Raw genomic sequence first — 20,475 nt, forward strand, 5'->3', positions numbered from 1 at the left:
GCGATTCCCCCGAGGACCGCCGAGCGGGTCAGTGATTACATGGTTGCGCGGGGCGATAAACGTACGATGAACGCCCCGTTCAGCATGGTGTCAAAGGCCGGTTCAGGCAGCGAGCTCCGAGGCCAGCAGGGCCCGTACGGAAGCCAGCTCGGGCGATCCGAGCTGCGCGAACACCGCCTCCGCGTCCAGCCAGCAGGCCCGTGCCCGGTCGGTCTGTCCGAGCCGGAACAGCGCCCGGCCCAGCACCATCACCACGCACGCCCGCCGCCACTCGCCGCCCATCACGCGCAGTGCGATGGCCTGTTCGGCGTGCGAGGCGGCGGCGGTGGCCTGGCCGGCGGCCAGCTGGTTCTCGGCCAGCCGGTAGTGGGTGATGCCCTCCCACAGCGGCTGCCGGTTGTCGTGGAAGAGGGCGAGGGCCTCCAGGAGCTGGGCCTGGGCCTCCTTGAGGCGGCCGGCCTGGGTGAGCACGGTGCCGAGGGCGTACCGGCCGTTGGCCAGGCGCAGGGTCAGGCCCATCCGGTCATAGATGGCGATGCCCCGCTCGACCAGTTCGATGGCGCTGGGGAGCCGGCCGAGGGCGGCCTCGATCCGGGACAGGTTGCACAGCGCGCTGGCCTCGCCGACGTTGTTGCCGTCGGCGTGGAAGTTCGCGATGGCCTCGCGGAGGTAGCGCTCGCCCTCGGCGTGCCGGCCCTCGTAGAGCGCGATGATCCCGCGGTCGTTGGGGGACCAGCAGCCGGGCAGCGGGTCGCCGGCGGCCCGGGCGAGCGCGGTGGCCTGCCGGGCCTCGTCGTCGGCTGCGGCGAACCGGCCGGCGACCAGGTGCACGTTGGTGAGGGTGGTGCGGACCCGGCCCTCGGCGTGCGGGTCGCGGGCGGCGAGCGCGGCGTCGCGCAGGGCGAGCGCGGCGGACTCGTACTGGCGGGAGTTGGCGCCGGACTCCAGCAGGTCCTTGGCGGCCCACAGCAGGTCGACGGCCCGGCGCAGCACGCTCACCGGGAGGTCGGTGCGGGCGGCGGCCTGCCGGACGCAGGCCAGCAGCGGGTTGGCCTCCGTGTACAGCCAGTCCATGGCGGCGTGCCGGTCGCGCAGCACCAGCCCGGGGTAGCGGGTCGGGGCGAGGTGGGCGACGAGCCGGTCGCCGGGGCGCTCCAGTGCGTACACGCCGGCGGCGGTGGCCAGGTAGAAGTCGAGGAGCCGGGAGAGCGCGGCGTCCCGCTCGGCTGGCGGCTGCTCGTCGCGTTCGGCGCACGCACGCGCGTAGAGCCGTACGAGGTCGTGGAAGCGGTAGCGGCCGGGTGCGGCGGATTCCAGCAGCGAGCAGTCCACGAGGGCCTCCAGGAGGTCCTCGGCGTCGTGGACGGGCAGGTCGAGCACGGCGGCGGCCGCGGAGAGCGAGATGTCGGGGCCGTCGGCGAGGCCGAGCAGCCGGAAGGCCCGCGCCTGGGCGGGTTCGAGCTGGCCGTAGCCGAGTTCGAAGGTGGCCTTGACGGCCAGGTCGCCGGCCTGGAGCTCGTCGAGGCGGCGCCGCTCGTCGGCGAGCTTGTCGGCGAGGACGGAGACCGTCCAGGTGCGGCGGGCGGCGAGCCGGGAGGCGGCGATGCGGATGGCGAGCGGCAGGAAGCCGCAGGCGCCGACCACGGCGAGCGCGGCCTGGCGTTCGGCCTGGACGCGTTCCTCGCCGACGATCCGGGTGAACAGCTGGAGGGCCTCGTCGGGGCTCATCACGTCGAGGTCGACCAGGTGCGCGCCGGCCAGGCCGGCCATCCGGACCCGGCTGGTGACCAGGGCGGCGCAGCCGGCGGTGCCGGGCAGCAGCGGCCGGACCTGGGCGGCGTCGCGGGCGTTGTCGAGGAGGACGAGGACCTGGCGGCCGTCGAGGGTGGATCGGTAGAGGGCGGAGCGTTCGGCCTGCGAGTCGGGGATGGCGTGCGCGGGGATGCCGAGGGCGCGCAGGAAGCCGCCGAGCACGGCTTCGGGTTCCATGCAGTTGGGGCCGGTGCCCTGGAGGTCGACGTACAGCTGGCCGTCGGGGAAGTGCGGGCGGGCGGCGTGGGCGACGTGCACGGCGAGGGTGGTCTTGCCGACGCCGCCGATGCCGGCGAGCGCGGAGACGGCCATGACCTGGCCGTCGGCGCCGTCCGCGGTGAGGATGCCGGTGAGTTCGGCGACGAAGGCGGACCGGCCGGTGAAGTCGGGGACGGTGGCGGGGAGCTGGGCCGGGCGCCGGAGTACGGGCGCGGCCGAGGAGGCGGGGGTGGCGGCGAGTTCGGCGTCGGCGCGCAGGATCCGCTGCTGGAGTTCGGCGAGTTCGGGGCGCGGGTCGACGCCGAGTTCCTCGTCGAGGAGCCGGCGGGTGTCGGCGTACACGGCGAGCGCCTCGGCCTGCCGGCCGCTGCGGTACAGGGCGAGCATGAGGAGTTCGCGCAGCCGCTCGCGCAGTGGGTGGGCGGCGGTCAGCGCGGTGAGCTCGGAGACGGCTTCGGCGTGGCTGCCGAGGTCGAGGTCGAGGTCGAGGCGGGTCTCCAGGAGCTGGAGGTGCCATTCGGCGAGCCGGGTGCGTTCGGTGTCGGCGTACGGGCCGGGGACCCCGGCGAGGGGTTCGCCGTCCCACAGGTCAAGGGCCCGGTTGAGGAGGGTGCGGGCCTGGGCGGGGTTGCCCTTGGTGCGGGCCCGGTCGGCCTCGGCGGCGAGTTCGCGGGCCACGCCGAGGTCGAGGGCGGCGGGGGTGGTGCGGATCGCGTAGCCGCCGGCGTCGCTGACGAGGACTCCCGGCGCGAGGATCTTGCGCAGCCGGGAGGCGTAGGTGCGGATCGCGGCGAGGGCCTGGGAGGGCGGGTCCTCGCCCCAGATGCCGTCGATGAGTTCGGGTGCGGTGGCGGTGCGTCCGTCGCGCAGCAGGAGGGCGGCGAGCAGGGCCCGTTGCTGGGGCGAGCCGGATGCGAGCGGCTCGCTGCCGTGCCAGGCGCGGACTGTTCCGAGTACGGCGAACCGGGCTCCGGCGGCCCCGGCGTCACCGGTGGGGGTGGGTTCACCGGTGGGGACGGGCGTGCCGGTCTGAGCCTCGGGGTGTTTCCGCTGGTGCGGAATGGCGGCGGGTATGCCGTCCATCTGTCTCCCCCTTTGCCTTCCGTTGCGGCGTGCGCACTGGTCAGTCTGCCCTGTCGCGGGCGGGCGCGTCAGCCCGGGAGGCGCGGGGCACACGGGGGCACGGTGTCGGGGAGTGCCCGGTTCCGGCCGTCAGAATAGCTGACGGTTCGTCAGATCGACGCTACCGTGGAGCCCATGGAGACCTTCCCGAAGATAATCTCGGTGGACGACCACACGGTTGAACCTCCTCACGTCTGGCGGGACCGGCTCCCGTCCCGCTACCGCGACACCGGCCCGCGGATCGTGCGCGCCCCCCTGAAGGAAATGACTTTCCTGGGCGGCAAGTTCGCGCCCGTCATGGGCGCCAAGGGCGACGACGGCCCGATCGGCGACTGGTGGGTGTACGAGGACCTGCACCGGCCGCTGACCCGCCTCGACACGGCCGTCGGCTACGACCGCGACGAGATCCGCCTGGAAGTCATCACGTACGAGCAGATGCGCCCCGGCTCCTTCAGCGTCCCGGACCGGCTCGCCGACATGGACGTCAACCACGTGCAGTCGGCCCTGTGCTTCCCGACCTTCCCGCGCTTCTGCGGCCAGACCTTCACCGAGGCCAAGGACCGCGAGCTCGGGCTGCTGGGGGTGCGCGCCTACAACGACTGGATGGTGGAGGAGTGGTGCGGCCCCGACGCGCACGGCCGCCTCATCCCCCTCACCCTGATCCCCCTCTGGGACGCCCGGCTCGCCGCCGCGGAGGTCCGCCGGAACGCGGCGCGCGGGGTCCGCGCCGTCGCCTTCTCCGAGATCCCCCCGCACCTGGGCCTGCCGTCCATCCACACGGACGAGTGGGACCCCTTCCTGGAGGCGTGCGACGAGACCGGCACGGTCATCGCCATGCACATCGGCTCCTCCTCGCGCATGCCGTCGACCTCCGCGGACGCGCCGCCCGCCGTGGGTTCCACCATCACCTTCGCCAACTGCTGCTTCTCGATGGTCGACTGGCTGATGAGCGGCAAGTTCGAGCGCTTCCCCCGGCTGAAGATCATGTACGCGGAGGGTCAGATCGGCTGGATCCCGTACATCCTGGAGCGCGCGAACGTGGTCTGGGAGGAGAACCGCGGCTGGGGCGGCGTCGCCGACAAGGTGCTGCGCCCGCCGGCCGAACTCTTCGCCGAGCACGTCTACGGCTGCTTCTTCGACGACGCCTTCGGCCTCAAGAACCTCGACGCGATCGGCGTCGGCAACGTCCTCTACGAGACGGACTACCCGCACTCCGACTCGACCTGGCCCAAGTCCCGCGAGGTCGGCGAATCCCAGATGGGCCACCTGCCCGCCGACGTCGTCGACCGCATCGTCCGCGGCAACGCCATCGACCTCCTGGGCCTCACCCCCGACGGCCTCTGGGCGGGCTGACCGGGGCGTGGTCCGGCGGAAATGCCGTTCGGCGCGCGGAGCGCCCCTTTGCCCGCCGCCGACCGGCCCTTCGCCGCACCCACTGCCCTCGGAAGGCCGAAAACCCTCGCTGATTCGCCCGCTATGCCTGATAGCGTCGAGCCGGATTCTGGAATCCTGGAATCTATTTTTCGCCGACCTGCCGGGTGGGTGACTGACAACTGGGGGATTGGGCTTTGTCGAGTGACAGTGCCAAACGGAACAGCGGACGGCGGATCAGTGTCTCGTTCGCGATCGCGGCGTTAGCCGGAGCGCTAGTTCTCGCTCCTCAGGAGGCCGCGGCGGGTATCGATCCGGTGCCCGAGTCTTCGGTGTTCCTGAACGCTGACGGTGCAGTGGGGGTTCAGCGCCCCGTCCTCGATGGCATCAGGAAGGCGGCGGAAGACCGGGGGATGCCGCTCGAGGGCGCATTGAATGCATACATCGAGCAAGCGAAATCGAATTCTGAAAGCTCTCCGGCAAGTCAGCCGGATGGTCCGGCTGACACTCCTGACGTCGTGATTGACGATCTCACGGCAGGGGAACTCGAGGATATCCGAACCATGGCCAAGGGTGAGGGAATCCCGCTTGCCAAAGCCATCGAGCAGGTCGGGTGGCAAGACCGCTTCACTGAAGTCGCCGCCAAACTGGAAGCGTCCTATCCCGATCAGTTCTCCGGTGCGGTGAAGTCGGAGAACGGTGCATGGTTCGCGTTCAAGGGCGCAGCGCCTGTGGAGGCACTGGCACTGGCCGGCGGCCTTCCCGTTCCCGTCGAAGTGGTCAGCAATCGCGGATTCTCCGAGGCCGACCTTGCGGAGGCCCAGGAGCAGGCGCACGCTCAGGCATTGAGCCGGAGCGACGTCAGTAACGCGATCACGGCCTACGACGTCCAGGCGGGCGAAGTCGTGGTCGACGTCGAACTGCACAACGCGCCCGCAGGCAAGGCGGCCCGGGCAGCCGTGGCGCAGGAGTTGACTCCCTCCCTTCAGGGCTCCGCGAGAGGCATTCCGGTCAGGGTCCAGGTGTCGGACGATGCGTCCTACGACAAGCAGGACGGGTACACCCGCGGCGGAGGCGCGCTGTCGATCGGCTGTACGGCAGGCTTCAACCTGAAATACATCACGAGCGCCACCAAGAGGATTGGCACGGCCGGGCACTGCACGACCGTCTCCGCGCAGACCTACTCCAACCATGCCGCACAGGGTGGGTCGACGACGGTGAAGACCGTGTGGAGCCATCAGGGTGCCTCGGGTGACCTCGGGTACGTGACCACGGGTGCCATGGCCAGCTCGCGGACCTTCTACCAGGACTACAACAACGCGCGGTACGCGGACGACCGGGCAGCAATGCCCGCTGTCGGCACATCGGTTTGCAAGTTCGGCCGGACTTCAGGGAAGACGTGCAGCACGGTCAAGTACCGCAACGTGTCCCTCGGTTCGTTGAAGCACATGGTCGTTGTGAACGGGAGCGCATGCCAGGGTGGTGACAGCGGCGGACCTTGGTACTTCGGCGGAACCGCCTACGGTATCCACACGGGCCTGACCAACTACGACGGTACGAACCGTTGTGTCTTCACTCCGGCCTATCTCTTCCAGAATCGCAGTTATGACGTCTGGACGCGCTAGCCGATCGGTTGAACGATCGGGTGGGCGTCAGCTCGTCCAGCCGGTCATCTGGAAGGGTCACGGTATGAAGCCTCTGAGGAATTCGCTCGCGCTTGCTCTCGGCGTGGTGCTTCTTTCCGCGTGCAGCGAATCGGGCGGTACCGACGGCGCGGGAGGGTCGCCCTCCGGTACATCGGATGGTGTTTCCGTCGTCGGGGACGATCCGAGGATCCTTGTCCACGAGCTGCCGGTGGCGCCGGGAATGATCCTCAAGGGGAAGCTCGACTACGCCGAGCAAGGTCAATGCCTCATCGTCCACGGCAAGCGGGCGGAGGAGGAGTACACGGCCGCGGCCATCTGGCCGAAGGGGGTCCAGCCGCTGGCCGATGGCGATCGGCGTGGTGTCGAGGTGCCCGGGTTCGGCCGCCTTCTCGCCGGTGACTCGATCGTCGCGGCGGGGAGCTTCTGGAAATCCGATGACAAGCGGGTGGCGGCGGCCGGCATCGACTCGGCCTGTCGGCCGATGGGCGGGTTCATCGTCTTCAACGCCGATTCGTTCAAGCGCTGAGACGGGGATGGCCGGCCCCGTCGCGCAGGGCGGCGCACGTGCCTCCTGGTTGTCTGCGGGGCCGGCCGGTCCGCGTCGCCGTGCCTCAGGAGGTCGGGCTTGGGATCAGGCCCAGGTGGACCGGTTCGCGGGAGGGGGCGCGGAGGAGGGCGGGGAGGGTGGGGGGCCAGAGGGGGTCGCGGGTGGCGGCCAGGGCGTCCAGGTCCCACCAGCGCCAGTGCGCGTCCGGGGACTCCGGGACGGGGTCGCGGAGCGGGCCGGAAGTGACGTAGATGTGCTCGTACTGCCGGGTGGGCACGCCCTGATGGGTGAAATCGTGCTCCCACGTGCACAACAGCCGTTCGGGGGCGAGATCGGTCCAGCCGGTCTCCTCGCGGAGCTCGCGCAGGACGGCCTGTTCGGGGGTCTCGCCCGGGTCTATCCCGCCGCCCGGAGGCAGCCAGTGCAGGCCCGTTTCCCTGTTGTGGTCCCGGAAGAGGAAGACGGTGTCCTGCGGCGACACGACGACGAGGCGGGCTGCGGTCCGTGGAGTCCGTTGGGTGCGCATCAGGGCAGGGTAGGGTCCGGGCGGCGTATGGTTCAACGCTAAATTGACAAGAAAGCGCTATGTGTACGGTTTGTGGTGATGAGCAAGCACGCCTCCCGGAACCGTACGCGTATCACCCGCCGCGGCCGCCTGGTCTACACGGCCGCCGCCGGCGCGGCCATCGTGGTCGCCGCGGGCTGGGCGTACGCCTCCCACGACGGCGCCCGGCCGCAGCTCTCCGCGCAGTTGGGGACGGACGCGAACAAGGGTGCGGCGGTGCACGGCGGCCCGTCCGGGCGCACCGACCGCGGCGCCCACCGCCCGCAGGCCCTGCCGGACGTCAGCGACGCCACCCGGGCCGCCGTCCCCGCCGACTCCCGGCAGGTCGTCCTCGTGACGGGGGAGTCCGCGCACTCCTCGCACGCGACCGTGACCCTGTACACGCGCGCCGAGGGCTCGCAGGACTGGGAGCCGGGGCCGAGCTGGCCCGCCCGCAACGGGGCCAAGGGCTGGTCCGAGGCGCGCGATTACGGTGGCCTCCAGTCGCCCGTCGGGGTGTTCTCGCTGACCGACGCGGGCGGGCTGCTGCCGGAGCCGCCGGGGACGCGGCTGCCGTACGACCGCAGCGACGCGTTCACGGCCACCGGGCGGGGGGTCGAGGGCGAGTCCCTGGCGGGGTCCTTCGACTACGTCGTCGCGATCAACTTCAACCGGGCGACCGGGGCGTCGCCGCTGGACCCCACGAAGCCGGAGGGTGAGGCCAAGGGGGGGAACATCTGGCTGCACGTCGACCACGACGGGCCCTCCCAGGGCTGTGTCGGCATCCCGGCGGCCGGCATGAAGACCCTCCTGCAAACCCTCGACCCCTCCCAACACCCGGTCATCGTCATGGGCCCCGCCGGCCACTGACCCGCAGCGTCCACCGACCCGCCACGCTCTTGGCCGGCTGTGCGGCAGCCGCCCTCCTTGCCGCTGTCCGAGGCCGCGCCCCAGCCTCGCCAACGCCTTGAGGCGCAACCCCCAGCCTCGCCGGTGCCCGGACGGCACACCCCGCCTGGTCGGCGACTTCCAGCCTCGCCAACGCCCGGGCGCGCACCCCCTGGCCGGCAACCTCCAGCCTGGCCGGCGCCTTGGGGGCAACTTCCAGCCTCGCCGGCGTTTGAGGCGCGGGGGTTGAGGCGGAGCCCCAAGACAACCCGGCTGGCGCCGGGCACCGGGCTCCGCCCGGACCTGCTCCTCAAGCGCCGGAGGGGCTGGAAGGCGCGCGGGGTTTGCCGGGCTTCGCCCGGGCCCGGGCCTCGGGCGGCCGGCGGGCCGTGCGTGGGGGTTGTCTGATGGGGCGTCAGGTATGACGATGGGTCGTCTCGGATGGCGTATGACTAATCGTCAGGTGGGAGCCCCATGGCGCGCGTGTTTCCGGAAGGACGACTGGTCTACGGGATGCAGCTCCCGGTCCAGTCGCAGAGTTCCATCTACGCCGAACCCTGGGAGGCCGCCGCCTCACCGGCCGACCTGTCGGCCATCGCGCAGGCCGCCGACCGCGCCGGCTTCGGCTACCTCGCCTCCTGTGACCACGTCGCGATCCCGCGACGCCTCGCCGGGGCGATGAGCACCGTCTGGTACGACCCGGTGGCCACCCTCGCCTACCTGGCCGCGGTCACCGACCGCGTCCGCCTGCTCAGCCACGTCGCGATCGTGGCGCTGCGCCACCCGCTGCTCAGCGCCAAGCAGTACGCGACCCTCGACCACCTCAGCGGCGGCCGGCTGATCCTCGGGGTCGGCGCCGGGCACGTGCAGGAGGAGTTCGAGGTGCTCGGCGTGGACTTCGAGCGGCGCGGCGCGGTGCTCGACGAGTGCCTCGACGCGCTGCGGGCCGCGCTCGGACCGGAGGAGTTCCCGGAGTTCGAGGGCGCCCGGTTCGCCTTCAAGGACCTGGGGCAGCTCCCGCGCCCCGCGCAGCAGCGCGTACCGGTGTGGGTGGGCGGCTCGTCGCCGGCCGCCGTGCGCCGGGCCGCCGTACGCGGCGACGGCTGGCTCCCGCAGGGCGACCCGCGCGACAAGCTGCCCGCCCAGATCGCCCGGATCCGGCAGTTGCGCGCCGAGGCCGGCATCGAGGAGCCCGTCGAGATCGGCGCGATCACCGAGGCGCTGTACGTGGGGGAGCCCGGCTGGGACACCGGCCGCCGCACCCTGACCGGCAAGCCGGAGGCGCTCGCCGAGTCGCTGCGCGGGTACGCGGCGCTGGGCGTGGACCAGATCCAGGTCCGCTTCCGCAGCCGCGACCGGGCCGAACTCGTCGATCAGATCACCGCGTTCGGGGTCGAAGTGGCCCCCCACCTCAACGACTAGACGACCACCGACCACCGACCACCGACCACCGGCCGACGGTCGGCGGGCGACGTACGAGTAGGGGACAACGACATGGGCAAGCTGGACGGACGCGTCGTGGTCATCACCGGGGCGGCGCGCGGTCAGGGCGAGCAGGAGGCCCGGCTCTTCGCCGCCGAGGGCGCCAGGGTGCTGCTCGGTGACGTACTGGACGAGCAGGGCGCGGCGGTCGCCAAGGAGCTGGGCGAGGACCGGGCCCGGTACGTGCACCTGGACGTGAGCAGCGAAGCGGACTGGGCGGCGGCCGTCGCCGCGGCCAAGGAGTCCTTCGGGAAGGTCGACGGGCTGGTCAACAACGCCGGGATCCTGCGCTTCAACGAGCTGGTCTCGACCCCGCTGGCGGAGTTCCAGCAGCTGATCCAGGTCAACCAGGTGGGTTCCTTCCTCGGGATCAAGACCGTGGCCCCCGAGATCGAGGCGGCCGGCGGCGGCACGATCGTCAACACCTCCTCCTACACCGGCCTGACCGGCATGGCGTTCGTGGGCGCGTACGCGGCGACCAAGGCGGCCATCGTGGGCCTGACGCGGGTGGCGGCGCTGGAACTGGCCGCGAAGGGGATCCGGGTCAACGCCATGTGCCCGGGGGCCGTGGACACCCCGATGGCGAACCCGGCGCTGCTGGACCCCGACGGGCCGTCCGCCGAGGCGACGGAGGCGATGGCGGAGCTGTACGGGCGGGTGGTGCCGATGGGGCGGGCGGGCGAGGCCGTGGAGGTGGCCCGGCTGGCCCTGTTCCTGAGCAGCGCGGACTCCTCGTACATCACCGGCCAGCCCTTCGTGATCGACGGCGGCTGGATGGCCGGCGTGAGCATCCTCTGACGGGATCCCCGACGCTGCACCGACGGGTTTCTGACGACTCATCAGGTATTGACGTCGCGCACGCCCGATGGAACAGTCGACTCATCAAATCTGACGATGCGTCAGAAATCAAAGGACGGTGAACTCCCTTGGAATTCGGGCTCTTCGTGCAGGGATACGTGCCTGAGGCGCGGTCCAAGGTCGACCCCGAGGCAGAGCACAAGGCGCTGGTCGAGGAGACCGAGTACGTCATCCAGGCCGACAAGTCCGGCTTCAAATACGCCTGGGCCTCCGAGCACCACTTCCTGGAGGAGTACTCGCACCTCTCGGCGAACGAGGTCTTCCTCGCCTACCTCGCGCACGCCACCGAGCGCATCCACCTCGGCTCCGGCATCTTCAACCCGCTCGCCCCGGTGAACCACCCGGTCAAGGTGGCCGAGAAGGTCACCATGCTCGACCACCTCTCCAAGGGCCGCTTCGAGTTCGGCACCGGCCGCGGCGCGGGCAGCCACGAGATCCTCGGCTTCCTGCCCGGCATCACGGACATGAACGCCACCAAGGAGATCTGGGAGGAGACCATCGCCGAGTTCCCCAAGATGTTCCTCCAGGAGGAGTACGAGGGGTTCCAGGGCAAGCACTGGTCGCTGCCGCCGCGCAAGATCTTCCCCAAGCCGTACGGGAAGGCCCACCCGGCCATGTGGTACGCCGCCGGGTCCCCCTCCTCGTACGCCATGGCCGCGAAGAAGGGCCTCGGCGTCCTCGGCTTCAGCGTCCAGAAGGTCTCCGACATGGAGTGGGTGCTGGAGCAGTACAAGACGGCGATCCAGGAGGCGAAGGCGATCGGGGCCTTCGTCAACGACAACGTCATGGTCACCTCGACCGCGATCTGTGCCGAGACGCACGACAAGGCGGTGGAGATCGCGGTCAACGCGAACATGAACCGCTTCCAGTCGCTGGTCTTCCGCTACCACGACACGTTCCCGCGGCCCGAGGCGATTCCGCAGTGGCCCGAGACGCTGCCCGAGTACAACGCGGAGATCATCGAACTCCTCATCGCCGAGGAACTGCTGATCTGCGGTGACCCGTCGGAGGTGCGGGCGCAGTGCAAGCGGTGGGAGCAGGCCGGTGCCGACCAGCTGTCCTTCGGACTGCCGACCGGGGTCTCGTACGAGGACACGATGACCACGATCAAGCTGATCGGTGAGCACGTGATCCCTGAGATCGACACGGATCCGGTCCACCGGACGACGCGCTTCCGCGAGGCCGCGGGGTCCTGACCCCCTTGACCGGGGCGGCGCCTTCCCGGACCGCCGTCCCGACCGGCCCGGGTGCGGCAGCGGCCTGCCCCCACCCGGGCCACGCCCCGACCTCCCCGGGGGCCGCAACCCCCGCCCCCCACCGACGCCCCGGACCGTGTGCGCTGCGTGTGGCAGTTCCAGCCTTGCCGGTGCCCTCGGGTGCAACACGCCAGCCCCTCCGGCGTTTGAGGAGCGGGTCCGGGCAGGGCCCGCTGCCCGGCGCCAGCCGGGTTGCTTGGGGCTCCGCCCCAAACCCCGCGCCCCAGGGCACCGGCGAGGCTGGAGGTTGCGCCCCAGGGCACCGGCGAGGCTGGAGGTTGCGCCCCAGGGCACCGGCGAGGCTGGAGGTTGCGCCCCAGGGCACCGGCGAGCTGGAGGTGCGCCACGGGCAGTCGGCGAGCTGGAGGTGCGCCTCGGGCAGCCGGTGAGGCTGAGGTGCGCCTCGGGCAGCCCGCGAGGCTGGAGGTGCGCGACGGGCAGAAGGTGCCCACGGCCAGCCCGCGAGGCAGAGGGTGCGCTGCGATCGGCCGCGGGGTCGGGGCCGGCGGGGAAACAGACAGTCGTATGAAGGGACGTCATGCTTGACCACCTGATCGTGGGGGCCACCGTCGTGGACGGCACCGGCGCCCCCGCCCGCGTCGCAGACATCGGCCTGCGCGACGGCCGAATAGCCGCGATAGCGGCACCCGGCACCCTCACCCCCGAGGACGCCGTGACCGCCGAGGACGCCACCGGCCTGGTCGTGTGCCCCGGCTTCGTCGACCCCCACACGCACTACGACGCCCAGCTGTTCTGGGACCCGTACGCCACCCCGTCCATGAACCACGGCGTGACCACCGTCGCCGGCGGCAACTGCGGTTTCACCCTGGCGCCCCTCAACCCGGCCCGCCCCGAGGACGCCGACTACACCCGCCGCATGATGAGCAAGGTCGAGGGCATGGCCCTCGCCGCGCTGGAAGAGGGCGTCGACTGGTCCTGGCACACCTTCGGCGAGTACCTCGACGCCCTGGAGGGGCGGATCGCCGTCAACGCCGGCTTCATGGTCGGCCACTGCGCCCTGCGCCGCCACGTCATGGGCGAGGCCGCGACCGGCGGTCGGCCGACCGCCGAGCAGATGGAGCAGATGCTCGCCCTGCTCCACGACGCGATGGCGGCCGGCGCGTGGGGGCTGTCCACCACCCAGTCCTCGACGCACTCCGACGGCGCCGGCGCCCCCGTCGCCTCCCGGCACGCCGAGCCCGCCGAGCTCCTCGCGCTGTCCCGCGCGGTCGGCGAGCACGAGGGCACCCAGCTGGAGGCGATCGTCGCGGGCTGCCTGGACCAGTTCTCGGACGACGAGATCGACCTGTTCGTGGAGATGAGCGCGGCCGCCGGCCGCCCCCTGAACTGGAACGTCCTCACCATCGACGCCGCCGTCCCCGAACGCGTACCGCGCCAGCTCGTGCCGAGCGAGCGGGCCCGCAAGGCCGGCGGCCGGATCGTCGCCCTGACCATGCCGATCCTCACCCCCATGAACATGTCGCTCGGCACCTTCTGCGCCCTCAACCTCATCCCCGGCTGGGGCGAGGTCCTCGGCCTGCCCGTGCCGGAGCGGATCGCCCGGCTCCGCGACCCGTCCGTACGGGCGGAACTGCTGCGCCGCGCCGACAGCAAGGAGGCGGGCGTCTTCCGCCGCCTCGCGAACTTCGGCCGGTACGTCATCGGCGACACGTACAGCGCGGCGAACGAGGGCCTGTCCGGCCGGGTCGTCAACGACATCGCGGCCGAGCGCGGCCAGGACCCCTTCCAGTGCCTGGTCGAGATCTGCGCCAACGACGAGCTGCGCACCGTGCTGTGGCCGATGCCCACCGACAACGACACGGACAGCTGGGCGCTGCGCGCCGAGACCTGGCAGCACGAGGACGTCATGCTCGGCGGCTCGGACGCCGGCGCGCACCTGGACCGGATGTGCGGCGCCCCGTACACGACCCGGTTCCTCGGGGACTGTCTGCGCGGCCGCAAGCTGGTGCCGCTGGAGCGGGCGGTGCAGATGCTCACCGACGACCCGGCGCGGCTCTTCGGGCTGCGCGAGCGCGGCCGGATCGCCGAGGGCTGGCACGCGGACCTGGTGCTCTTCGATCCGGAGCGGATCGAGGCCGGGCCCGCGACCCTCGTGCACGACCTGCCGGGGGACAGCCCGCGGCTGGACGCGAAGGCGATCGGGATCGTCTCGGTCCGCGTCAACGGCGTGGAGACGATCCGCGACGACCGGGTGACGGGCGCGGTGCCGGGGACGGTGCTGCGGTCGGGCCGCGACACGAGGACGGTGAGCACGCGATGAACGACGGCAGCGACGCCGGCACCGGCGAGCAGCGCCTCTACATCGGCGGGGAGTGGGCCGCCCCGGCCCGCGGCCACTACGAGGTGGTCAATCCGGCCGACGAGTCGGTGGTGGGGCTCGCCCCGGAGGCCTCCCGCGAGCAGGTGTACGAGGCGGCGGCCGCGGCCCGTGACGCCTTCGAGGGCTGGTCGCGTACGAGGCCGGAGGAGCGGGCCGCGATCCTGGACCGGGCCGCGGACATCATGCAGCGCGAGTTCGAGCCGTGGGCGCGGCTCGCGCAGGCGGAGAGCGGCGCTACCACCGCCATCGCCCGCGGCATGCAGGTCAACGTGGGGGTGACCCGGTTCCGGCGGTACGCGAAGGGCGCCCTGGAGCCGGTCGAGCGCGGGCTGCCGCCGCAGGTCACCGAGGCCGGCCCGATGGGGCGGGCGAGCGTGCTGGGCGCGCTGGAGGTGCGCCAGCCGGTCGGCGTGGTCACCTGCATCACCTCGTACAACAACCCGTGGGCGAATCCGGCGGGCAAGGTGGCGCCGGCGTTGGCGATGGGGAACACGGTGGTGGTGAAGCCGGCGCCGCAGGATCCGCTGTCGGTGTTCAGGATGGCGGCGGCCCTGGCGGAGGCGGGCGTCCCGGCGGGCGTGGTCAACGTGGTGTCGGGGCGGGACGTGGCGGTCGGCGAGGCCGCGGTCGACTCCCCGGACGTGGACATGGTCAGCTTCACCGGCTCGACCGGGGTCGGGCAGCGGATCGCGGAGGTCTGCGGCCGCTCGATGAAGCGGCAGCTGATGGAGCTGGGCGGCAAGGGCGCGGCCGTCGTCTTCGACGACGCCGATCTCGACGCGGCCATGATGGGCATCGGCACGACCTTCTCCTTCTACTCCGGGCAGATCTGCACGGCCCCCACCCGGGTGCTCGCCCAGCGCGGGATCTACGAACAGCTGCTGGAGAAGCTCACCGGCTACCTCGGCTTCATGAAGGTCGGCGATCCGACGGTGCAGGGCACGGTGGTCGGGCCGGTGATCTCGGCCGCGCACCGGGACCGCGTCGAGTCGTACGTCGAGCTGGGGCGGAAGGAGGGCGCCCGGGTGGTGGCGGGCGGCGAGCGCCCGGTCGTCGGCGACGGCCGCGGCTTCTACGTGGCGCCGACGCTGCTCGCGGACTGCACCAACGACATGCGGGTGGTCCGGGAGGAGATCTTCGGGCCGGTGGTCGTGGTGGTGCCCTTCGACGACGAGGAGCAGGCCGTGGCGCTGGCCAACGACAGCGACTACGGGCTGCTCAGCTACGTGTGGTCGGGGGACGTGGCGCGGGCCTTCCGGGTGGCGCGGCGGCTGCGGTCCGGCGGGGTCGGCGTGAACACGATCGGCCGGAACATGGAGGCGCCGTTCGGCGGATTCAAGCGCAGCGGGGTCGGACGGGACGTGGGCTCGTACGCGCTGCACGCGTACAGCGAGATCCAGTCGATCGTCTGGCCGGGCTGAGCAAGGGATCCGACGGTTCGGCCCGTGCCTTTGAAATGTTGCGCGGGAAAGATTTGAAACGGGCAAAACGGGCATGCATGCGGTTTCCGCAAGGTGGAATGTCGGCTCCGGGCCCGCCGAAACGATGATCGGCGGGCTCGTGAACCTTGCATTGCGAGTGAGTTAAGTCTCTTGCCCTCAGGATTCGAAGGGATTTCGCGAGTCCGATATCCGGACTTCAGACCTCCGGATGCTGAATGCGCAGCACCTACCGTCCTGTTCCATGACTCAGCTGGACGTCCGGCCCCCGGCCGGAGACACGGTAAGCGGCGTCGCCGAGGGCGGCGACATCCGCGGCAAGGGCCTCGGCAAGGGCTCCGTGGGCCTCGTGGGCAGTGCCGTCATCGGCATCTCCACCGTCGCCCCCGTCTACTGCCTCACCTCGACCCTCGGGTCCACCGCCGGCGAGGTCGGCGTCCAGATGCCCGCCGTCTTCCTCGCGGGCTTCCTCCCGATGCTGCTGGTGGCCTTCGCCTACCGCGAGCTCAACAAGGCCATGCCGGACTGCGGCACCTCCTTCACCTGGACGGTCAAGGCCTTCGGCCCCCGCCTCGGCTGGATGTGCGGCTGGGGCCTGGTGATCGCGACGATCATCGTGCTCTCGAACCTGGCGGGCGTCGCCACCTCGTACTTCTGGCTGCTGCTCGGCGAGATCACGAACAATCCGTCGATCGCGGCCCTGGACGACAACAAACTCGTCCACATCGCGACCTGCCTCACCCTGATCGCCGCCGCCACCGCGATCAGCTACCGCGGAATGACCGCCACCAAGGGCGTCCAGTACGCGCTGGTCGGCCTCCAGCTCGCGGTCCTCGCCATCTTCGTCGCGATGGCCTTCCAGAAGGCGTCGGCCGGTTCCTTCGACACCGGCCTGGACTTCTCCTGGTCCTGGATGAACCCCTTCGCGGTCGAGTCCATGGCGGCCTTCACCGCCGGACTCTCGCTCTCGATCTTCATGTACTGGGGCTGGGACGCGTGCCTGGCCACCAACGAGGAGACCACCGGCTCGGCGAAGACCCCCGGCCGCGCCTCGCTCATCGCGATGGTCGTCCTGGTCGGCTCGTACCTGGCCACCGGTGTCGCCGCGCAGATGGCCGTCGGCTCCGGCGGCAAGGGCCTGGGCCTCGCCAACCCCGACACCTCCGACAACGTCTTCGCGGCGCTGGCCGGACCCGTGATGGGCCCGGTGCTCGGCATCACGCTCTTCGTGGCCGTGCTGGCCTCCGCGACCGCCTCGCTCCAGACGACCTTCATCCCGGTGGCCCGTACGGTGCTGGCGATGTCCACGTACGAGGCGCTGCCGCCGTCGTACGCGAAGGTCCACCCGCGCTTCAAGACGCCGGGGCGGGCCACGGTGATGGCGGGTGTCGCGACCGGTCTCTTCTACACGGTCATGACGCTGGTCAGCGAGAACGTCCTCACGGACACGATCTTCGCGCTCGGCCTGATGATCTGCTTCTACTACTCGCTGACGGCCTTCGCCTGCGCGTGGTACTTCCGCAAGGAGCTGACCCGCTCCGGCCGAGACCTGCTCTTCAAGGGCGTCTTCCCGGTCCTGGGCGGCCTGCTCCTCGCCGCCGTCTTCTTCAAGACCCTCTTCGACATGTGGGACCCGGCGTACGGGTCGGGCTCCACGGTGCTCGGGGTCGGCAGCGTCTTCATCATCGGCGTGGGCCTGCTGGCCCTCGGCCTGATCATCATGATCATCACGGAACGCCGCAGCCCTGCCTTCTTCCGGGGCGAAGTCCTCACCAAGGAAACCCCCGCCCTGGTGGTCGAAGACTGACCCGCTGGGCGTGACCCGTCGCGGGTGCCCCGCTGAGCTGCCGAGTGCCCGGTGCCGTTCCGTTCCTCCGGACCGCCACCGGGCACTCGCGCACCCGCCCCCACCTCCAGCCTTGCCCGCTGCCCGGCGTGACGCCCTGGCGGGCAACTTCCAGCCCCGCCGGCGCCTTGGGGCGCAACCCCCAGCCTCGCCGGCGCCTTGGGGCGCAACCCCCAGCCCCGCCGGCGCCTTGAGGCGCAACCCCCAGCCTCGCCGGCGCTGCGTGCGGCAAATCCCAGCCTCGCCGGCGTTTGAGGCGCGGGGTTCGGGGCGGAGCCCCAAGGCAACCAGGCCGGCGCCGGGTAACGGGCTCCGCCCGGACCCGCTCCTCAAGCGCCGGAGGGGCTGGATGTTGCCCCCGGGCATCGGCGAGGCGGGGGTGGGCTCTGCCCCGGCGAGGCAGGGGATTGCCCGCGGTATCGCTCGGGGCATCGGCGGGGTGGGGTGACCAGGGGCGGGGCGGGTCGTTGGGGTTGGCATGACGACCTTGAGCAACATCAAGCGCACGCTCACCATCCTCGGCCTGGCCGGCGCGGCAATGGCCCTCGCCCCCACCGCCGCCCAGGCGGCCGACACCCCCGGCGCCGACGCCGTGGGCCAGGTCATGGAGCTGACCGACAACCCGGCCGAAACCCTCGAGCAGGCGCAACTCGCCACCGCCGCCGGCGACGAAGCCATCGGCACGGCCGTCACCGGCTCCGCCCCCGCCCTGGCCGGCCCGCTCACCGCCGTAGCCGACTCCGCCGGCCTCGCCTGACCCGCCGCCCCGTCGGCGTACCCGCGTCCGGGGTTGACCGCTGTGATCCCCGAGGGGCCCCGGTCCGCGGGTGACCGCCGTGATCCCCGAGGGGTCCGGTCAGGGGGTGGACGTGACGCCCACGTGGACGCCGTGGTGGGTGGGGCGCTCGACTTCGTCGAGGAGGGCCGCGGCGAAGTCGGCGTGGGTGATGCGCGCTTCCGCCGCCGCGGGGGCCACCACGTACCCCCCACCCGCCTCGCCCTCGTGGTCGAAGTCCCCGGCCGGGCTCAGGACCAGCCAGTCGACCCCACCCCCGGCGGGCCCCCGCAGCGCGTCGACGCCCGCCGCGTGGCCCTCGTAGAAGGCCCGGTACGCCTGGGGGTAGTCCGGGGTGTCCATCAGGAGCGTGCCGTCGGCGGTCGGGAGCACGGACGCCAGTCCGGCCACGACCAGCCGTCCGGCCCCGGCCCGCGCGGTGCCGTCGGCCAGTGCCCGCGCCGCCGCCGGGAAGAAGACCCCGGGGTCCGCGCCCGGGTCGTACACGGCGGCCACCACCGCGTCGTGGCCGGCCGCCAGGCGGGCCACCGCCGCCGCGTCGGTGACGTCGCCGTCGGCCCGTCCCGCCGCCGTCACCTCGTGTCCGCGCCGCCGCGCCTCGGCGGCCACGGCCCGTCCCACTCGCCCGTTCGCCCCGAACACCACAATGCTGCCCATCGATCCACCCCGTTCGTCGTGTCGTGCTCTGTCGTGCCGTGCTGTGCTCTGCTTTCTGTCCGCACGTTAGCCAGCGGCCTGGTTACCTCCGGGGTACCGCGGATACGTTGATCACATGAGCCCGTCCGCACCCGCAGCCAAGCCCGCACCCTCCCCCCTCGACCCGGAGATGTTCGACGAGGTCTGCCCCTCCGACCTGGTCCCCTTCCGGGTCGGCGACAAGTGGGCGGGGATGATCCTGCGCTGCCTGGAGGGCGGCCCGCGCCGCTTCTCGGAGCTGCGGATCCCGTTGCGCGGCATCACGGCCAAGGTGCTGACGCAGTCGCTCCGCGCGCTGGAGCGGGACGGGTTCGTCGTACGGCGGGAGGAGACCGGGGCGCCCGGCCCGCGCCGGGTCGCGTACGAGCTGTCCCCGCTGGGCCGCGGCCTGCTCGGCCCCCTCGACGCGGCCTGCGCGTGGACCGCCGAGCACTGGGACGAGCTGATCGACGCGCGGGAGCGGATGTTCGGGACGGCCGGGACGGCGGAACAGGTCGCCGGCTGACTCGGGGCCGGCCGACTCGGTGTCTGCTGACTCGGGGCCGGCCGGCCGGACCGCTCGCCGACGGCTGCGCCGGCCGGCCGGACCGGGCGCTGACGGCTGTGCCCGCCGTCCGCGCCGCCGTCCGAGTCGGCCGGCCGGTGACCGCCCCCGCCGGTGATCGTTGAGCAGCGGACCGACCGACGGCCCGCACACCCCGGGGAGGGCGACCGTGTCGCTCTGGCTGCTCAACCAATTCGGCACGTTCACGCTGTCCGTGCTGCTCGTCGGCGCGATCGTGATCGCCGCCGTGATCGGCAGCCTGACCGCCCGGCGCGTCCACCCGCGCCTCGCCGACGGCGAGCACAACGAGATGGTCGGCGTCGTCCTCGGGATGTTCGGCGCGATCTACGGGATCATCCTCGCGTTCGTCGTCGTCACCCTGTGGACCCAGCTGGACCACACGCAGGCGGTCGTCTCCAAGGAGGCCACCGACCTCGCCCTGGTGGTCCGCAGCGCCGAGGTCTTCCCGCCGGCCGACCGGGACCGGGTGCAGGCGGCCGTCGGCGCCTACGCGCACGCCGTCGTCGAGGTCCAGTGGCCGAAGATGCGCGCGGGCGAGCCGAGCCACGCGGCGACGGCGCGGCACATCGAGGGCATGTACCGGGCCCTGCAGGCGTACGAGCCGACCGACGCGCGGACCCAGACGTTCTACGAGGAGGCCGCGGCCGGCCTCAACGACGCGGCGGGCCAGCGCCGCGAACGCATCGACCTCGCCACCACCGAGCTGCCCACCCTCCTCCAGGTCCTGGTGTTCGGCGGCGCGCTCGTGATCATCCCGCTGACCTTCATCTACGGGCTGCGCAGCCTGCGCATGCAACTGCTGTTCGTGACCTCGGTGGCCGCCCTCATCGGCTTCAGCCTGCTCCTGGTCCTGGTCCTCGACCGCCCCTTCGCGGGCGAGCTGAGCGTGGACCCGTCCCCGTTCCGCGAGGGCGCCCTCGTCAAGTTCTGGATCCCGGGAGCGCGCGGCTAGGCAGTTCCTTTCGGGTCCTTTCGGGCCGGACCCGGCTCCCCGGCCGGCCGAGCGGTGTGAAAGTGTCCGGTTACCCGTCGGTTCGTTCCGGACCG

The 20,475-nt window shown here is 71.8% G+C and carries 16 protein-coding genes; 13 read left to right on the plus strand and 3 right to left on the minus strand.

The window, feature by feature from the left end:
- Positions 1 to 102: 102 nt before the first annotated feature.
- The gene (locus OG764_RS20760; RefSeq protein ID WP_328969912.1) at positions 103 to 3,114 is read right to left on the minus strand and encodes an AfsR/SARP family transcriptional regulator; all 3,012 of its coding nucleotides are present in this window, start codon (positions 3,112 to 3,114) and stop codon (positions 103 to 105) included.
- A gap of 174 nt (positions 3,115 to 3,288) precedes the next feature.
- Here OG764_RS20760 and OG764_RS20765 point away from each other — a divergent pair, with 174 nt between their 5' ends.
- The 3 genes from OG764_RS20765 to OG764_RS20775 all read left to right on the plus strand — a co-directional run bounded on the left by OG764_RS20765 (position 3,289) and on the right by OG764_RS20775 (position 6,696).
- Entirely contained in the window at positions 3,289 to 4,506 is a 1,218-nt protein-coding gene (locus OG764_RS20765) for an amidohydrolase family protein (protein WP_328969913.1), read from the plus strand.
- A 215-nt stretch (positions 4,507 to 4,721) separates the two neighbouring features.
- A complete protein-coding gene (locus OG764_RS20770) occupies positions 4,722 to 6,149 on the plus strand; it encodes a S1 family peptidase (RefSeq protein ID WP_328969914.1) in 1,428 nt (475 codons plus the stop codon).
- Positions 6,150 to 6,213: 64 nt separating this feature from the next.
- Complete coding sequence (locus tag OG764_RS20775) at positions 6,214 to 6,696, plus strand: hypothetical protein (protein WP_328969915.1); 483 nt, start codon at positions 6,214 to 6,216, stop codon at positions 6,694 to 6,696.
- 85 nt (positions 6,697 to 6,781) lie between these two features.
- On the opposite strand, the gene OG764_RS20780 is transcribed toward OG764_RS20775, so the two are convergent.
- Positions 6,782 to 7,243: an NUDIX hydrolase gene (locus tag OG764_RS20780; protein WP_328969916.1), complete on the minus strand. Its 462-nt coding sequence runs from the start codon at positions 7,241 to 7,243 to the stop codon at positions 6,782 to 6,784.
- 78 nt (positions 7,244 to 7,321) lie between these two features.
- Here OG764_RS20780 and OG764_RS20785 point away from each other — a divergent pair, with 78 nt between their 5' ends.
- The 8 genes from OG764_RS20785 (at position 7,322) to OG764_RS20820 (ending at position 18,128) form a co-directional block, all read left to right on the plus strand.
- Positions 7,322 to 8,131 (plus strand): hypothetical protein, encoded by an 810-nt coding sequence (locus OG764_RS20785; RefSeq protein ID WP_328969917.1) that lies wholly within the window; start codon positions 7,322 to 7,324, stop codon positions 8,129 to 8,131.
- Between the two features lie 492 nt (positions 8,132 to 8,623).
- The gene (locus tag OG764_RS20790) at positions 8,624 to 9,571 is read left to right on the plus strand and encodes an LLM class F420-dependent oxidoreductase (protein ID WP_328969918.1); all 948 of its coding nucleotides are present in this window, start codon (positions 8,624 to 8,626) and stop codon (positions 9,569 to 9,571) included.
- A 72-nt stretch (positions 9,572 to 9,643) separates the two neighbouring features.
- On the plus strand, positions 9,644 to 10,429 hold the full coding sequence (locus OG764_RS20795; protein WP_328969919.1) for an SDR family NAD(P)-dependent oxidoreductase: 786 nt from the start codon (positions 9,644 to 9,646) through the stop codon (positions 10,427 to 10,429).
- 128 nt (positions 10,430 to 10,557) lie between these two features.
- Positions 10,558 to 11,685 carry an LLM class flavin-dependent oxidoreductase gene (locus tag OG764_RS20800; protein ID WP_328969920.1) on the plus strand — a complete coding sequence of 376 codons (1,128 nt, stop codon included), beginning with the start codon at positions 10,558 to 10,560 and terminating at the stop codon, positions 11,683 to 11,685.
- 598 nt (positions 11,686 to 12,283) lie between these two features.
- Entirely contained in the window at positions 12,284 to 14,026 is a 1,743-nt protein-coding gene (locus OG764_RS20805) for an N-acyl-D-amino-acid deacylase family protein (RefSeq protein ID WP_328969921.1), read from the plus strand.
- The gene (locus OG764_RS20810) at positions 14,023 to 15,507 is read left to right on the plus strand and encodes an aldehyde dehydrogenase family protein (protein ID WP_328969922.1); all 1,485 of its coding nucleotides are present in this window, start codon (positions 14,023 to 14,025) and stop codon (positions 15,505 to 15,507) included. Before OG764_RS20805 ends, OG764_RS20810 begins: the two co-directional genes overlap by 4 nt.
- A gap of 262 nt (positions 15,508 to 15,769) precedes the next feature.
- Positions 15,770 to 17,332 carry an APC family permease gene (locus tag OG764_RS20815; RefSeq protein WP_328969923.1) on the plus strand — a complete coding sequence of 521 codons (1,563 nt, stop codon included), beginning with the start codon at positions 15,770 to 15,772 and terminating at the stop codon, positions 17,330 to 17,332.
- Between the two features lie 517 nt (positions 17,333 to 17,849).
- Entirely contained in the window at positions 17,850 to 18,128 is a 279-nt protein-coding gene (locus tag OG764_RS20820) for a hypothetical protein (RefSeq protein ID WP_328969924.1), read from the plus strand.
- A 99-nt stretch (positions 18,129 to 18,227) separates the two neighbouring features.
- On the opposite strand, the gene OG764_RS20825 is transcribed toward OG764_RS20820, so the two are convergent.
- On the minus strand, positions 18,228 to 18,824 hold the full coding sequence (locus OG764_RS20825; protein WP_328969925.1) for an NAD(P)-dependent oxidoreductase: 597 nt from the start codon (positions 18,822 to 18,824) through the stop codon (positions 18,228 to 18,230).
- 115 nt (positions 18,825 to 18,939) lie between these two features.
- On the opposite strand from OG764_RS20825, the gene OG764_RS20830 reads away from it, so the two are divergent.
- The gene (locus tag OG764_RS20830; RefSeq protein WP_328969926.1) at positions 18,940 to 19,368 is read left to right on the plus strand and encodes a winged helix-turn-helix transcriptional regulator; all 429 of its coding nucleotides are present in this window, start codon (positions 18,940 to 18,942) and stop codon (positions 19,366 to 19,368) included.
- Positions 19,369 to 19,576: 208 nt separating this feature from the next.
- Positions 19,577 to 20,380: a bestrophin-like domain gene (locus OG764_RS20835; RefSeq protein ID WP_328969927.1), complete on the plus strand. Its 804-nt coding sequence runs from the start codon at positions 19,577 to 19,579 to the stop codon at positions 20,378 to 20,380.
- The last annotated feature ends 95 nt before the right edge of the window (positions 20,381 to 20,475 follow it).

Origin of the sequence: Streptomyces sp. NBC_00239 (assembly GCF_036194065.1) — a bacterium.
Lineage (GTDB): Bacteria > Actinomycetota > Actinomycetes > Streptomycetales > Streptomycetaceae > Streptomyces.

What these genes read in the sequence shown, in the direction of transcription:
- OG764_RS20825 (WP_328969925.1), bottom strand. Translation starts at nt 18,824, where the DNA reads ATGGGCAGCATTGTGGTGTTCGGGGCGAACGGGCGAGTGGGACGGGCC.
- OG764_RS20810 (WP_328969922.1), top strand. Translation starts at nt 14,023, where the DNA reads ATGAACGACGGCAGCGACGCCGGCACCGGCGAGCAGCGCCTCTACATC.
- OG764_RS20820 (WP_328969924.1), top strand. Translation starts at nt 17,850, where the DNA reads ATGACGACCTTGAGCAACATCAAGCGCACGCTCACCATCCTCGGCCTG.
- OG764_RS20780 (WP_328969916.1), bottom strand. Translation starts at nt 7,243, where the DNA reads ATGCGCACCCAACGGACTCCACGGACCGCAGCCCGCCTCGTCGTCGTG.
- OG764_RS20775 (WP_328969915.1), top strand. Translation starts at nt 6,214, where the DNA reads ATGAAGCCTCTGAGGAATTCGCTCGCGCTTGCTCTCGGCGTGGTGCTT.
- OG764_RS20805 (WP_328969921.1), top strand. Translation starts at nt 12,284, where the DNA reads ATGCTTGACCACCTGATCGTGGGGGCCACCGTCGTGGACGGCACCGGC.
- OG764_RS20830 (WP_328969926.1), top strand. Translation starts at nt 18,940, where the DNA reads ATGAGCCCGTCCGCACCCGCAGCCAAGCCCGCACCCTCCCCCCTCGAC.
- OG764_RS20795 (WP_328969919.1), top strand. Translation starts at nt 9,644, where the DNA reads ATGGGCAAGCTGGACGGACGCGTCGTGGTCATCACCGGGGCGGCGCGC.
- OG764_RS20815 (WP_328969923.1), top strand. Translation starts at nt 15,770, where the DNA reads ATGACTCAGCTGGACGTCCGGCCCCCGGCCGGAGACACGGTAAGCGGC.
- OG764_RS20790 (WP_328969918.1), top strand. Translation starts at nt 8,624, where the DNA reads ATGGCGCGCGTGTTTCCGGAAGGACGACTGGTCTACGGGATGCAGCTC.
- OG764_RS20765 (WP_328969913.1), top strand. Translation starts at nt 3,289, where the DNA reads ATGGAGACCTTCCCGAAGATAATCTCGGTGGACGACCACACGGTTGAA.
- OG764_RS20760 (WP_328969912.1), bottom strand. Translation starts at nt 3,114, where the DNA reads ATGGACGGCATACCCGCCGCCATTCCGCACCAGCGGAAACACCCCGAG.
- OG764_RS20785 (WP_328969917.1), top strand. Translation starts at nt 7,322, where the DNA reads ATGAGCAAGCACGCCTCCCGGAACCGTACGCGTATCACCCGCCGCGGC.